Raw genomic sequence first — 14,372 nt, 5'->3', positions numbered from 1 at the left:
CCCCTTACTCCTCCACGAGTGATTAAGGGGAACTTTTCAATATTTCATAAATCCCTTTTCAAAATCATATAATTGTTCATTACCGTTTACTTGAGGGGGACAACAATGGAAGAGCAAGCATTATTCGAGCATCGATTCTGGCTTCAAATATTAGGGGATCATGCTCGCTTTATCTTCAATGCCTTGTCGCCAAAAGAGCTCCAGACAATCGAAATGGCGAGCATGTTTATCACGCAGTTCGACCAACTGCTTGAACAGTCACGACAACTGGATGCTTCTGCCCAATTATCCGAACTCAACAAACAAGCATTTGAGTTGGCCTCTCAATTACGCCTATTTAAATTAAACCTTCTGGATCGATTGCTGCTTGGAAAGCTGGCAATTGGAATGACTCCAACCTTTATCAATCATATGGTCAATGAGCTAGAAGAATATATCAAAATTGTTACTGCATTGCTGGAAGGAAAGCCCGTTCCGCATTTTTCTTCCTTGCACCATGATTTGTTATGGCTGCCTGATGCAGCCGGGCATGCATCTATAATCGCATCAGATCTTGATAGAGTCGAAAAAAGATTAATAAAAAAGAGTAAACATTTCGAGAAACATTTTAACGCTTTTTATTTAAAAGCAATTGAATTGACTGGGTATACGAGGACAATGCGTGACCACTATCCCGTTTTGGCAAAATTTCATGAAGACGTAAATATAGAAATGTCCATATTTATGGCTTTCTTAATAGAACTCGAAGAGCTCGAATTAAGTGCAGAGCTGTTAAGTCAGCTAAATCCGCTTGTACCTGATCATATGTTTCGTGAGGAGTGCTATTATTTGTTTAAGCTATCTACATGCGGTGCCATTCCTGTACCGCAATGCGATCCAACTAAACCGAGAATCGACTAGCCCCTATACATCTCTACCCTTAATGGGCCCGCAAGAAGGACACTTTTTAATAAGTGCCCGCTTGCGGGTCATTTCTGTCTTTAGCGGCGATTTCAGTCCCAAATGAATACATGCTTGCTCCATTGCGGATAATTAGGTAAGCATAAAAAATGTTATCCGGTGAGAGGAGCGATACCAATGGAAAAGACCAAATCTCGAAAACTGAATATAACATTCAAAAGTGATATGGAACATGAGGATTTAAGCACGTCTAATGAGAAGAAATCGAAAACCGCTAGCGGGGGAAAGGGGAAGATTTGGGAATTTATCGCGTTAGCTACCATCCCCATGGTGCTTGTATTCGGCAACTCCATGCTCGTACCGGTACTGCCTGAAATGCAGAGGGCGCTTAAAATTAGCACCTTTCAAAGCAGCTTGGTTATCACGATCTTCTCTTTGGCAGCAGGGATCTTCATACCGGTAATCGGTTATTTATCAGATCGATACGGCCGGAAGGTTATCATCATCCCGGCACTGATTGTTTATGGGGCTGGCGGTATTCTGGCCGGTTTCGGAGCGGTTTGGAACTCTTATTCCATCATTATTATCGCTAGAGCCATTCAAGGCATTGCGGCCTCTGGAACAGCACCGATTGCTATGGCGCTTGTAGGCGATTTATACAGCGGCGGTACAGAAAGCAAAGCTCTAGGCTTGACCGAGGCTTCTAACGGAGCCGGGAAAGTACTTAGTCCGATTATCGGATCCCTTCTCGCTTTAATCGTATGGTACGCATCGTTTTTTGCCTTTCCTGTGTTTTGTGCCTTATCTTTGTTAGCCGTTCTTTTTCTGATCAAAGAACCGAAAAAAAACCAGAAACAGAAATTAAGCGAGTATATCAACAAAATAAAACAAGTATTTAAGGAAAAGGGCCGATGGCTCATCACATCGTTCTTGGCAGGCTCGTTAGGGCTTTTTATTTTGTTCGGCGTATTATTTTATTTATCCAACATTCTCGAAGAGAAGCCGTACAATATCGATGGTGTCAAAAAAAGCTTTATATTGGCCATTCCTCTCCTTGGTTTGGTTATTACTTCATATACAACAGGCAGTCTGATTAAGAAGAAAGGACTTTTAATAAGGTGGCTTATGAATATTGGATTGCTTACGATGACTCTATCTCTGGCAGCCACCATTTTCTTTTTCAAAAACATTTATGTATTTATTGGGCTGTTAACGATTAGCAGCATCGGCACTGGTCTGCTTCTCCCCTGCTTGAACACGATGATTACTGGAGCCGTCCAGAAAAGCGAGCGCGGAATGATTACGTCACTTTACAACAGTTTAAGATTTCTAGGTGTAGCAGCAGGTCCCCCATTATTTGGTTGGATGATGGAAAAGTCAGATCGGCTAGTGTTCATTTCCGTTTCTTCCTTGTCTTTGATTACGCTGTGCTTAGTATTTTTCTTGATTAAGCCCCCGCGCGAAATTAGCTGATGATTGAACTGTTAATCTGTGGGCACACGCCTGCAACCGTTCGCATATGATGTTTTTGACATTCGTCATTATGAGAAAACAGAAAACATTATAAGAATTGAGGAGATTACAAATGAAATATTCCCCACGTGCTATTTGGCCCTTAGAGTTGTATGATCCGAGCGGAAATCGTCATGCTTCCAAACTTGAAACGGATAATTGCAGTTCTGATAGCTCCGTGCGTGGCCGAACAATGGTCATTGATAAAGGACTCGGTAGAAATGCATTTATGGATCTGATCGAAACAGCCGCCGATTATATGGACTGCGTCAAATTTGGCTTCGGAACGGCCCCTCTTTATAACCCAGAGCTGCTGCTCTATAAGATCAAGTTAGCCAAACAGCACGGCATATCGGTCATGCCCGGCGGCACCTTGCTGGAGACTGCTGTTCAACAGGATGTTGTACCTTCTTTTTTTGATACAATATGTTCTTTGGGCTTTAACAGCATCGAGGTATCTGACGGTACGATCGAGCTCTCCCGCACAATGCGAACTGAGCTGATCCAAGAAGGTGTAAAGCGCGGTCTTCGTGTTGTAACCGAATACGGGAAGAAGCTGTCAGGCTCGCTCATTGATGCCACGCTTCTAGCTGTCACTATGGAGGAGGACTTGGATGCAGGTGCGGATCTTGTAACGGTTGAAGCAAGAGAATCTGGCGTTAGCGTTGGATTGTTTGATGAGGACGGCGAATGCCGAGAAGATGTGCTTGAATCCATTCTAAAATTCATATCAGATCCCAAAAAACTGATGTGGGAGGCGCCGCTTAAACATCAACAAGTATTTTTATTGCGTCAATTTGGTTCGGATGTGCATCTAGGCAATATAGCTCCTCACGACATATTCTCACTCGAGACATTGCGGCGCGGTCTACGTTCAGATACATTTGGGTTTGGCATACGGGAGAAAGAAGCTAAGGAATATTTGTACATGATCTGATACATGATTGGCACGGCGCTCATTTATTTGAGCGCCATTTTTTTCGTTTCTTAGAATATTGCTCCCGCATGGCGTAGAATCTGAAGAGCTTGCACGTGGTCCTGTTCCTCTACGATAACAGTCAATACAATATCGCGCCCTGTTGTTTGATTCTCCACGCCTCCAGAGCTCATTCCACTGGCACTTTCATAATCAGCGCTCAATGTGCCGGCACTAGAATCCTCCGCATCGCCTCCAACTGTTAAATTGCCTAGACCATCGATCCCGCTAGTCAACGAGTTCATGCCTTGATCTGATCCGTCTCCTGCATGAATGGATGCATCCACGATGCCTAAACCTTTTACTCGTGATAGTGCCTCTTCAGCTTGTTCTTGGCTTTCGAAAAAAGCTTGAATATTTTTTTCAGCCATTTTAAATTACCCCCCAATTTTTGATGTTCGTCGTAGTTTTCCTGATTGTGCAGGGATTTATTCGCTATGCTTGGGTAAATACATATTCCTTAAACGCAGTTCCGATGCAGTTTCTTCGTTGTTAGTAATACCCAGCATAATTTAAGCTTGGCGAGCAAAAATAAGAGGGTAATTAAATCCGATAAGTAAGGGGACGAAATGGATGAAAAAGATGTTGATGCTTTTCTGTGCCTTCGCTTGCTTGACTTTCGTTTTGGCTGTACCTGCTTTCGCAAATACCGCTAACACGACGACTGGCACGACGAACAATTATAACAACAAGGGTATGGGAACCTCGATACCCGACACAATTCGTTCAGACATTAATTATGGAGTCAAAAGCACGGAGCGAGCACTTGGAGTAGACGGCTACACAAACAAAAATTACACAAATACAAGGACCGATGGGTACATGAACAGGAATTACACAAATACGAATATTGACGGCAACGCCACTAGAAACTATATGAACAGATCCACCACAGGAACTGCCGTAAATCCAGCGCTGCATGCTAATAACTACAGAACTACAGCCACAACAACAAACAGAGGCAGCAATTGGGGTTGGCTTGGTTTGTTGGGATTGATCGGGCTAGCTGGCATGAAGAGCCGTGACCGTGAACGCACCTAACTAAACGGATAAAACAACACAACCCCTGTCAATTGACAGGGGTTCTTCTTATGATTTCGTATAGCGATTATTCTCCTCTTCTATAACGGCTTGGAGATGCGTTTATCCGATTGATCCTTCAATAATTCGGATACCGTTACAAATTTAAACCCTCGCTTGTCTAACTCAAATAAAATGATTTCTAACGCTTTTACCGTCTGCATCGAGCCTTGAATATAATCATGCATCAGAACGATATCGCCATTACGAGCATTATTAAGCACCTTATTCACAATTTTGTTTACACCAGGACTTTTCCAATCATTGGTATCTTGATGCCAAGACCACATAACGGTTGTATAACCTAGCATTTTTGCAATTTGAATCGATTTTTCGTTATAGTAGCCACCAGGCGGACGAAATAATAATGGTTTTATTCCTGTCAAAGCCTCCAATGCATGTCCTGTTTTCGTAATTTCTTCTTTAATGGTAGTTGAGCTTATCGAACGCAAAAAGTAAACATGATTAAACGTATGATTGGCAACCTCATGTCCTTCCGCTATCTCTCTCATAATCGTTTGTGGGAAACGTTCTACTTTATTCCCAATAACAAAAAAAGTTGCCTTCGCATGATATTGCTGCAAAAGATCGAGTATTTTATCCGTTGTTTGCGGATAGGGGCCATCGTCGAAGGTAAGAGCTATTTTCTTATCCTCCATCGGAACCTCCCAAACGACCTCTCCCCTTTTCTCGTAAAAATAACGATCCTTCTTAATCGGCGCTTCAAATCCCAGCAATATAAAAACAACGAGTAACAACAATAATGCTTTGCGCTTACCATTCAACAATATATAACCTCCTGCCGGTATGCTGCGATATTAGTCAATCTCTTGGCCAATAAGACTGGTGCAGCAGCAATTTTCATCAATATGTACGAAATCAGTCGACAGCTCTTGTTAAGAAGCTGTCGACCGTTTGAGCTGAAGCTATTAACGGAAAGGTCTTGTTACCGCATTGCCAATATCGCGAATAAGAAGAGTAACATCACTTCCTAATGTCTTTACCGGATGCTCCATGGAATGGGTGCCATCTATGGATCTGATTCTTTCATGCAAATTTGGATCGGAAGTAACATGGATATTATATTGCGGATACTGCGTTTTTAATGCCGAATGAACCTGCTTTTCAATAATCGCTTTTTTTCCTGTGTTATCCACATCGATCCCAACAATAGCATCATTATTGTTTACAACGACCGTCGCTTTCTTTACACCGCTTACGAGCTCAGCTCTATTTACAAGCTGTTTGGCTTCTTGCCCCGTTCCTGCTGCATTCATTTTATTATTTGTTATATTTGATCTGTTATTCGTGCGGTTATATTTTTCGTGATACGTGCTGGTGTTTCCGTTATGGTTATATTTTTGATTATACGTGCTGGTGTTGCCATTATTCAAACTGATGCCATCATGTTTCTTCGTCACCACTTTGTTGTTCGGTACTGACTTGGTTGTCATGCGGTTTACATTATTCGTTTTAGTAGTCTTCTCCTTCACCGTATGGCTCTGACTGCATGCAGACAAAGAAATTCCTAATGCAAGTACCAATACGGATGCAGCTATAGGCTTTAAATGCTTATTCACTATAAACACCTCCTGTTTTGATGTTTATAAGGTCTGCAAACTTGAAGGATTCATACATGGAAAATTCGGCGGATTAAATGTTATCCATCTGCGCAAAGTAATATAGCATGATCATTGTAGGAGGAGATACATAAATGTCCAAATCAATTTCCATTCCACAATTCCCAGAGTCTTATTGGGTAGCGGCAAATGGCGCATTATCGTCATTCTCCAAGCTTGAAGAAGATATTGAAGTCGATGCCGCTGTCGTTGGAGGTGGCATTTCGGGCATAACCACTGCCTATCTGCTCGCACAGAAGGGCCTTAAGGTTGCGCTGCTCGAAGCAGGCAAGCTGCTCAATGGAACTACTGCTCACACCACAGCAAAAATAACGGCTCAGCATGATTTAATCTACGATAAACTTATTAAACAAAGCAGTAAGGAACATGCAGCTTTGTATTTCAATGCGTCTACTGAAGCTCTTGCATTTATTAAACAAACCATTTCTGAACAAAAAATCGACTGCGGTTTCTCGGAACAGGATTCTTATGTATTCACGAACTCAGATAACGATACAAAAAAAATAGAAGACGAAGTGTCTGCTTATGAAGCGATCGGCATATCTGGAGCTTTCACAGATCATATTCCATTAGATCAGATTTCCGTCAAAGCTGCTGCGGTCATGTACAAGCAGGCACAATTTCATCCGTTGCAATATTTAATTACGCTAGTTCGCAAATTTATCGATGCAGGCGGCGTTATTTACGAGAATACGACGGCTGTAGATGTGGAAACCGGGCCTATACCAAGAGTTATGACTAGCGGCAGTCATCGCGTTACATGCAAGCATGTCGTATCCTGTTCACATTTCCCATTCTATGACGGGCTCGGCTTTTACTTTGCTAGAATGCATGCAGCGAGGTCTTATGTGCTTGGGGTTACGATTGAAGAAAGCTATCCCGGCGGCATGTATTTAAGCGCAGAGGAACCTAAGCGCTCTATTCGCTATGCAGAAACATCGGATCACTCCCCTTTGATTTTAATTGGCGGACAAAGTCACAAAACAGGACAAGGAATATGCACAATTAATCATTATGAAGAGCTGAAGAGCTATGCAGAGCAGCATTTCCAACTTAAAGCAATTCCTTATCGCTGGTCAGCACAAGATCTTGTAACAGGCGACAAAATCCCTTACATCGGTCGAATTACAGCCTCTTCTCCGAATATTTACATTGCAACAGGTTATAACAAGTGGGGAATGACTAATGGTACAGTGGCTGCGCTGCTTATTCGCGATTTAATTATGGAAGAGGAAAATCCATATGAACAATTATTTTCACCCTCACGGTCTGTCTCTTTAACAGCTGTGAAAAATCTTATCGTTGACAATGCAGATGTAGCCAAACACTTAATTGCAGGCAAGCTAGAGATGTTCAATAAGAAACCAGAGGATCTAGCGAAGGATGAGGGCTCAGTAGTAAGCCTGCATGGCAAAAGAGCAGGTGCTTACCGAAACGAGGATGGCCTGCTCTACCTCGTAGATACAACCTGTACTCATATGGGCTGTGAGGTTGAATGGAATAATGGAGATCGCACCTGGGATTGTCCTTGTCATGGATCAAGGTTCTCGATAAGCGGAGAAGTCATCGAAGGACCTGCAGAAAAACCGTTGAAGAAGCTGCAGCAATAAGCTTTGGTCCATTGGTTTCAATATCGCAAGAGAAAGGTGAGCATCGGTGAATGAGAAAAAAAAGTGGGACTTAGCCGCTTTAGCATCTATACCATTAATTATGACGCTCGCTAACTCCATGCTGATTCCTGTCCTTCCACTCATGCAGAAGAAATTAAATATTACATCCATGCAAGCGAGTCTAATCATTACGGTATATGCAGCCGTCTCTATCATTTGTATCCCGGTCGCAGGGTATTTGTCAGATCGGTTTGGCAGAAAACGAGTTATTATGATTGGGCTCACAATCGCTGCAATCGGAGGTTTAGTATCCGGCTTGGCTGCGTGGTTAATGCATTCTCATGTATATATCACTATATTGGCAGGCCGCTTCATTCAAGGAATTGGCGCTGCTGGCGCCTTTCCCATTGTCCTTCCTTTGGTGGGAGATATGTTTAAGAATGAGGAGGAGGTTAGCAGCGGACTTGGTATGATCGAGACATCCAATACATTCGGCAAAGTGCTGAGTCCAATACTAGGTGCTGCGCTCGCAATTGTCGTATGGTATCTTCCGCTAGCCGTTATTCCTTTTATTTGTGCAATATCGATTGCTGCGGTAGCTTTTCTCGTTAAAGCACCTAAGCAAAACCAAAATTCGGACAACAGCTTCAAAAAATTCATTCGCTCGACCATTTCCATATTGACCCAAAAAGGACACTGGCTATACGCTATATTTACAATCGGCGGAATAGCCATGTTTATTATGTTCGGATTCTTATACTATTTGTCCTCGGTACTTGAAGACCATTATCATATCGATGGCATATGGAAAGGTCTCCTGTTAGCCATCCCGTTAAGCGCCATTTGTCTCGCTTCTTTTATTACAGGGAAAGTTGTCGGTGAGAAAAAAGGAAGAATGAAGTGGCTTACCGTTATTGGCATGGTTATTTTAACAGCAACGATGTTAACCTGCGGCCTTGTCAATACGAAAGGATTAGTTTTTCTTATATCGTTTATGTTTATTAGCGGGGCCGGTATTGGACTTGCTCTTCCCTGCTTGGACACATTGATTACTCAAGGAATCGAAAAGAAACAAAGAGGTACGATTACATCCATTTACAGCAGCACCCGGTTTATTGGAGTAGCAATCGGGCCTCTAATTACAGCATTAATAATAAAAAATGAAATATTGCTTTTTTGCATATTTGCCAGTTGCGCCTTGCTTTGTTCCGTTCTAGCATGGCTGGCAATTAAACCAAGCAAAGACAAAACAGTAACATGAATGCATTGAAATATCACATCGCATCATTATGTGCGAACACTAAAAAACGGTGGTGCAAGCATAGACCTTGTCCCACCGTTTTCCGTATGAATCGATAATTATTAGATTAGGATAAATTCAATTGTTCTAAGTCCTTCGTCACTTTCTCAACCATTTGAACGAAAGAAGCAAGCTCTTGAGAGCGAGCAGCCTGATTGCGCGCCTCATTCGAGGTATGTACTGATTCATGCCGAACATCCGACAGCTTTTTGTCGATCTCTGTTAGCTTGCCTTGAATGCCTTCAAGCGCATTGCGTGATGAGGCGGCAAGCTTGCGTACCTCATTAGCGACTACTTCAAAGCCACGACCATTCTCGCCTGCCCTTGCTGCTTCAATTGCCGCATTAAGTCCAAGCAAATGAGTCTGATCCGATATGCCGCGGATTAAAGTTCCCATCTCATTAATACTATCAAGCTCATCGCGAAGCTCTTCTAGCAATGTATGCGTCTTCTCTTGCGACTGGGAAGTTGAAATCGCAGTTGCGGCAATGGTTTGTGCACCCTCGTCCAATTCCACCATTAGTGATGCGAGCTCCTGAACGGCACTTGTTACGGTTGTAAGCATCATGGAACGATCATCCGCAAGCTCTTGAATCTGCTGCTGCTCTTTCTCGTTATAAGCTTCAAGAACGTACTGGGAGTCCAGATTAAACATTTTGGTCAATACATGCACAACTTTCTGCCATTGATCCGGAATAACCTTTTGCAGTACGGAAGTAGAAATATCTAAATAGGTCATATAAGCACCTAAATACCAGTTTGTCGTCAATCCGATCCTAGAATGGACAGCTCCTATTTTTATCCGTTTTTCTATAAAGGATTCATCTATCAACCCTTCAGTTAGAGACATATAATACCATCTCTGCGTTTCCTTCAAGCGATCCACTGTGCTAAATCCGGAAATAATAGCCATTAATTCAGGCTGCTTACCGATATTTTCATAAAACTGATCGACTACTTCATCGACAATTTTCTCGAAAATTGGCTTACATTCAGCGAGATACTGTAAATCATGCTCGGTAATTCCTGTATAATCAAGCTGCTTTCTACGTTCTCCTGTTACTTTAATCAATTCGCCCGACTCCTTAGGTGTGTAGTAGACAACTATTCCCTATTATATCGAAAAAAAAATACTTTTCATTATTATCCAATCAATTTATTTTCTCACCTAATATGACGAAAGAAAGGCTGGCGAACATTTGTCCGCCAGCCTTAGTCCTAAACTTATGAAGCCTAGCTTAATCGCATTAGCGGTTCAGCAAGCTTCCAACATAGCGGAGCAATTCATTTCCGCATACCGGGCAATAACCATGCTCATCGATAAGCCGCTTCGTCACTTCATTAATGCGCTTCAGCTGGTTCTCATCCGGCGTTTTGGTGGACGTTGTTATTTTTACAATATCCTTCAGGTCAGCGAACAGTTTTTTCTCCACCGCTTCACGCAGCCGTTCATGGCTTGTGAAATCAAATTTTTTCCCTTTACGCGAATACGAGGAAATTCGAATCAATATTTCCTCGCGGAATGCTTTTTTCGCATTTTCCGACACACCAATTTGCTCTTCTATAGATCTCATAAGGCGCTCATCTGGATCCATCTCTTCACCCGTTAAAGGATCCTTTATTTTCGCCCAATTGCAATAGGACTCGATATTATCCAAGTAATTTTCAAATAATGTTCGCGCAGACTCCTCGTATGAATACACAAATGCTTTTTGAATTTCCTTCTTCGCAAGCAAATCATATTCCTTCCGTGCCACCGAAATGAAATTCAAATACCGCTCGCGTTCTTCCTTCGTTATGGATGGGTGCTGATCAAGACCTTCCTTGAGGGCACGCAGCACATCAAGCGCATTAATGCATTGTGTGTCCTGCTTGATGAGTGCACTTGAGATCCGGTTGATGACATAACGGGGATCAATGCCGGTCATCCCTTCCTCGAGGTATTCGTTTTGCATTTCCTTCAAATCCGCTTCCTTGAAGCCCTCTACTTCCTCCCCATCATACATGCGCATCTTTTTAACTAAATCCATCCCTTGCTTTTTCGTTTCCCTCAGCCTAGTAAGAATGGAGAAAATAGCTGCGGCTCGCAGTGCATGCGGCGCAATATGGATATGCCTCATATCGCTTTGCCCGATCAGCTTCTTATATATCTTCTCCTCGTCCGATACCCTCAGGTTATAAGGAACCGGCATAACGATCATCCTTGAATGGAGTGCTTCATTCTTCTTATTGCTAATAAACGATTTATACTCCGATTCGTTCGTGTGTGCAATAATGAGCTCATCAGCGCTAATCAAAGCGAATCGGCCAGCCTTAAAGTTCCCTTCCTGCGTGAGCGACAATAAATTCCAAAGAAACTTCTCATCACATTTGAGCATTTCTTGGAATTCCATCAAGCCGCGGTTCGCTTTGTTCAGCTCGCCATCGAATCGATAGGCTCTAGGATCAGACTCTGATCCAAATTCGGTAATCGTTGAGAAATCGATGCTGCCTGTCAAATCGGCAATATCCTGTGATTTCGGATCAGATGGACTGAATGTGCCGATTCCAACACGGTTATCCTCCGAGATGAAAACCCGCTCCACGACAACATTCTCAATATCTCCATCATATTCGGTTTGAAGCCGCATTTGGCATGAAGGACACAAATTGCCTTCAATTCGAACGCCAAGCTCGTTCTCAATCTCAGGCCGAAGCTCATTCGGTATAAGATGAAGCGGATCTTCATGCATCGGGCAGCCTTTAATCGCATAGACAGCTCCCCGATCTGTTCTCGAGAATCGCTCAAGCCCCTTTTTGAGCATGGTCACAATGGTCGACTTCCCGCCGCTTACAGGCCCCATTAATAATAAGATCCGTTTGCGAACCTCCAGTCTGCGCGCTGAGGAATGGAAATATTCTTCAACCAGCTTCTCCACAGCATGATCCAATCCAAAAATAGCTTCATTAAAAAATTTATACTGCCTACGGCCTCCAACGTCTTCCACTCCATGGGCTTCAATCATTTCATAAACGCGCGCATGTGCAGTCATGGCCGGTGACGGGTCCTTTCGAAGCAACTCAATATAATCCTTGAACGATCCTGTCCATGCAAGCTTCTCACTCTCAGCCTGATACTCCGATATTCGCTTAAAAATGTCCATACCGTGCCTCCTCCCATCGCTTCCGCATTCCACCAGTCTTCCTACGCCCGGGATTTGTTTCTAGACGCTCTATCGAGTAGTGCTAACCAAATTTTATTGAAGTATTACATTCCTATGCTTATTTGGGTAGGAAATTGACCACTATTTTTGTCCTTCATCCAGCATTTTGCGACAAGCGGATCATTTCCTTTGCTATAATGAGGTATTAGCAGCGTCCTAGACGATTAGGAAGGAGATCATTTAAGTGGCTGTCGCACGTGAGGAAGAGCTCTACAATCCAATAAAAAAATACTATGAGGGGCTTGGCTATACGGTCAAGAGCGAGGTGCTTCATTGTGATTTAGTCGCCATTCATCCAGAGCATTCGGAGACGATAATTGTCGAAATGAAAAAAACGTTCAACCTCGCCTTGCTGCTGCAAGGGGTTGAACGTTTACGATTAAATAACCATGTTGTGCTTGCCGTTGAGCGGAACCGCAAAAAGAGCGGCTCCCATAATCAGCGGTTTGGTGACCTGACGGAGCTTTGCCGTATGCTAGGGCTTGGATTTATGACGGTTACCTTCTACAAGACGAAGCCGCCAGTCATCGATATGCTCTGTGCGCCCGGCGATCCCCCTCAGCGCGGCGTGAGGCGCAAGAAGCAAGCTCAACTGCTCCTTGAGTTCAAAGAGCGCAGCGGCGACTACAACGTCGGTGGCAGCACACGACGCAAGCTTGTTACGGCTTACCGTGAGAAGGCACTGCGCTGCGCGCATGTCCTGCATACAGCTGGCCCGCTTGCCCCACGAGAGGTAGCTGCCTTGACCGGATACCGTCACAGCGGAGAAACGCTGCGGAATAACTACTATGGCTGGTTCGACCGAATCGGACACGGACAATACAGCCTTCGGCCTGAAGGAGCAGCTGCCTTAGCCGAGTATAGCGAAGTGATAGCCGATTGGGTTGCTTCGATTAACTCCGCGCAGTAAATTCTCCAATAGCATCCACGAAACGTTCAACGCCCTGTTTGGTGCGTGCACCCGTATTAAAGGTATAATTCAGACGAGCGGTGTTGCGCTGCGGATTCTTCGCGTAGAAGGAGCTTCCTGGCACGAAGGCAACGCCTTTCTGCACCGCTGCACGCAGCAACGCCTCGGCGTCCAAGCCTTCTGGAAGCTCCAGCCATAGGAACATGCCGCCTTTTGGCTTAACCCAAGTTACACCCGGAAGCGCCTGCTGTTTCAGCAGCTCATGCATTTCAAGCATGCGTTCACCATATGATTGGGATATAAGCTTTATATGGTCATCCAGCTTGAAGCCTGAGAGCAGCTGGCTCAATATTTGCTGGTCAATCGAGCTAGATTGCAAGTCAGCTGCTTGCTTAGCTTTCGCCACCATACCTATTACACTGCTGTCTCCAATAGCCCATCCTGTCCGAAGAGCAGGAGCAACCGTTTTGGAAAACGTGCTTGTATAGAACACAATCCCTTTCTCTGCTTGGCCCTCCAACGAGAACAAGGTTGGAAACTGCTCGCTTTCATCAAATTTAATATCCCCGTAAGGATCATCTTCAATAATCGGCATTTGATATTGCTTGCAAAGCTCCAGCATTCTCCGGCGGCGCTCAGTGCTCCATACGCGGCCAGTCGGGTTTCCGAAAGTCGGCACGGCATAAAGCATCGCTGGACGATGCTCACGTATTAGGCGCTCTGCATCTTCCGGAATAATACCGTCCTCGTCACTCTCTGCTGCCACAACCTTTAAGCCATGCAGCGCAAATACTTGCAAACTAGCCAAATAAGTCGGCTTTTCCACAAGAATCGTATCTCCAGGCTCGGTAAGAACGCCTACCAATAAATCAATTGCTTGCTGTGAGCCTGTTGTTAATATCATTTGATCTGGATTTACGAACATTGCCTTAGCCGCCATACGCTCGCAAAGCTGCTCTCGCAGCGGCAAATAGCCTTCCGTCAAACCATATTGCAGAGCGCCTGCCCCTGCTGTAAATACGCGATCAGCAGCTTCACGCACCGCTTCAACTGGAAACAGTTCCTCGGCCGGAAGTCCGCCTGCAAACGAAATCATGTCCTTCCCCTGTGTAAGCTTCAAAATATCTCTAACTGCTGAAGATTTCAACTGCTCAACTCTTGATGAAAAACGATAATTCATAATGTTTGCTCCTCCTTGCAGGCTTTGCTGCTTTACTATGCTCATACTCTCTATGTTAACA

The 14,372-nt window shown here is 43.9% G+C and carries 13 protein-coding genes; 7 read left to right on the top strand and 6 right to left on the bottom strand.

Annotated elements, in window-relative coordinates; all coding sequences use genetic code 11:
* The first annotated feature begins 105 nt into the window (after positions 1-105).
* From CEF13_RS07255 to comA, 3 genes are all read left to right on the top strand, one after another.
* Positions 106-900: a DUF2935 domain-containing protein gene (locus CEF13_RS07255; protein WP_102710086.1), complete on the top strand. Its 795-nt coding sequence runs from the start codon at positions 106-108 to the stop codon at positions 898-900.
* 177 nt (positions 901-1,077) lie between these two features.
* The gene (locus CEF13_RS07250) at positions 1,078-2,373 is read left to right on the top strand and encodes an MFS transporter (protein ID WP_102710085.1); all 1,296 of its coding nucleotides are present in this window, start codon (positions 1,078-1,080) and stop codon (positions 2,371-2,373) included.
* A 112-nt stretch (positions 2,374-2,485) separates the two neighbouring features.
* A complete protein-coding gene (gene comA, locus CEF13_RS07245) occupies positions 2,486-3,349 on the top strand; it encodes a phosphosulfolactate synthase (protein ID WP_102710084.1) in 864 nt (287 codons plus the stop codon).
* 50 nt (positions 3,350-3,399) lie between these two features.
* Here comA and CEF13_RS07240 read toward each other — a convergent pair whose 3' ends face one another.
* On the bottom strand, positions 3,400-3,759 hold the full coding sequence (locus CEF13_RS07240) for a hypothetical protein (RefSeq protein WP_102710083.1): 360 nt from the start codon (positions 3,757-3,759) through the stop codon (positions 3,400-3,402).
* Positions 3,760-3,961: 202 nt separating this feature from the next.
* Between CEF13_RS07240 and CEF13_RS07235 the strand changes: the two genes are divergently transcribed.
* The gene (locus tag CEF13_RS07235) at positions 3,962-4,429 is read left to right on the top strand and encodes a WGxxGxxG family protein (RefSeq protein ID WP_102710082.1); all 468 of its coding nucleotides are present in this window, start codon (positions 3,962-3,964) and stop codon (positions 4,427-4,429) included.
* Between the two features lie 80 nt (positions 4,430-4,509).
* Here CEF13_RS07235 and CEF13_RS07230 read toward each other — a convergent pair whose 3' ends face one another.
* Together CEF13_RS07230 and CEF13_RS07225 are read right to left on the bottom strand one after the other, a co-directional pair.
* Positions 4,510-5,256, bottom strand: coding sequence for a polysaccharide deacetylase family protein (locus CEF13_RS07230; RefSeq protein WP_341806383.1), 747 nt, complete (start codon positions 5,254-5,256; stop codon positions 4,510-4,512).
* A gap of 141 nt (positions 5,257-5,397) precedes the next feature.
* Positions 5,398-6,048, bottom strand: a complete 651-nt coding sequence (locus tag CEF13_RS07225; protein ID WP_166742888.1) for a YhcN/YlaJ family sporulation lipoprotein — start codon at positions 6,046-6,048, stop codon at positions 5,398-5,400.
* Between the two features lie 134 nt (positions 6,049-6,182).
* Here CEF13_RS07225 and CEF13_RS07220 point away from each other — a divergent pair, with 134 nt between their 5' ends.
* Positions 6,183-7,718, top strand: a complete 1,536-nt coding sequence (locus CEF13_RS07220; RefSeq protein WP_102710080.1) for an FAD-dependent oxidoreductase — start codon at positions 6,183-6,185, stop codon at positions 7,716-7,718.
* A 46-nt stretch (positions 7,719-7,764) separates the two neighbouring features.
* Positions 7,765-8,979 (top strand): MFS transporter, encoded by a 1,215-nt coding sequence (locus CEF13_RS07215; RefSeq protein WP_102710079.1) that lies wholly within the window; start codon positions 7,765-7,767, stop codon positions 8,977-8,979.
* A gap of 106 nt (positions 8,980-9,085) precedes the next feature.
* Here CEF13_RS07215 and CEF13_RS07210 read toward each other — a convergent pair whose 3' ends face one another.
* Together CEF13_RS07210 and CEF13_RS07205 are read right to left on the bottom strand one after the other, a co-directional pair.
* Positions 9,086-10,090, bottom strand: coding sequence for a globin-coupled sensor protein (locus CEF13_RS07210; RefSeq protein ID WP_102710078.1), 1,005 nt, complete (start codon positions 10,088-10,090; stop codon positions 9,086-9,088).
* A gap of 175 nt (positions 10,091-10,265) precedes the next feature.
* Positions 10,266-12,161, bottom strand: coding sequence for a PrkA family serine protein kinase (locus CEF13_RS07205; protein WP_102710077.1), 1,896 nt, complete (start codon positions 12,159-12,161; stop codon positions 10,266-10,268).
* A gap of 244 nt (positions 12,162-12,405) precedes the next feature.
* Here CEF13_RS07205 and CEF13_RS07200 point away from each other — a divergent pair, with 244 nt between their 5' ends.
* Entirely contained in the window at positions 12,406-13,131 is a 726-nt protein-coding gene (locus CEF13_RS07200) for a DUF2161 family putative PD-(D/E)XK-type phosphodiesterase (protein ID WP_102710076.1), read from the top strand.
* Here CEF13_RS07200 and CEF13_RS07195 read toward each other — a convergent pair.
* Positions 13,115-14,311, bottom strand: a complete 1,197-nt coding sequence (locus tag CEF13_RS07195) for an aminotransferase-like domain-containing protein (protein WP_102710075.1) — start codon at positions 14,309-14,311, stop codon at positions 13,115-13,117. The genes CEF13_RS07200 and CEF13_RS07195 overlap by 17 nt on opposite strands.
* Positions 14,312-14,372 lie beyond the last annotated feature (61 nt).

Origin of the sequence: Paenibacillus castaneae (genome assembly GCF_002884445.1) — a bacterium.
In the GTDB taxonomy this organism is placed as follows: domain Bacteria; phylum Bacillota; class Bacilli; order Paenibacillales; family Paenibacillaceae; genus Pristimantibacillus; species Pristimantibacillus castaneae.
This window is presented reverse-complemented; position numbering and strand designations above follow the sequence as displayed.

Bases quoted from the DNA above. Each gene is read 5' to 3' on its own strand.
- CEF13_RS07255 (WP_102710086.1), top strand. From the start codon at position 106: ATGGAAGAGCAAGCATTATTCGAGCATCGATTCTGGCTTCAAATATTA.
- CEF13_RS07250 (WP_102710085.1), top strand. From the start codon at position 1,078: ATGGAAAAGACCAAATCTCGAAAACTGAATATAACATTCAAAAGTGAT.
- comA (WP_102710084.1), top strand. From the start codon at position 2,486: ATGAAATATTCCCCACGTGCTATTTGGCCCTTAGAGTTGTATGATCCG.
- CEF13_RS07240 (WP_102710083.1), bottom strand. From the start codon at position 3,759: ATGGCTGAAAAAAATATTCAAGCTTTTTTCGAAAGCCAAGAACAAGCT.
- CEF13_RS07235 (WP_102710082.1), top strand. From the start codon at position 3,962: ATGAAAAAGATGTTGATGCTTTTCTGTGCCTTCGCTTGCTTGACTTTC.
- CEF13_RS07220 (WP_102710080.1), top strand. From the start codon at position 6,183: ATGTCCAAATCAATTTCCATTCCACAATTCCCAGAGTCTTATTGGGTA.
- CEF13_RS07205 (WP_102710077.1), bottom strand. From the start codon at position 12,161: ATGGACATTTTTAAGCGAATATCGGAGTATCAGGCTGAGAGTGAGAAG.
- CEF13_RS07195 (WP_102710075.1), bottom strand. From the start codon at position 14,311: ATGAATTATCGTTTTTCATCAAGAGTTGAGCAGTTGAAATCTTCAGCA.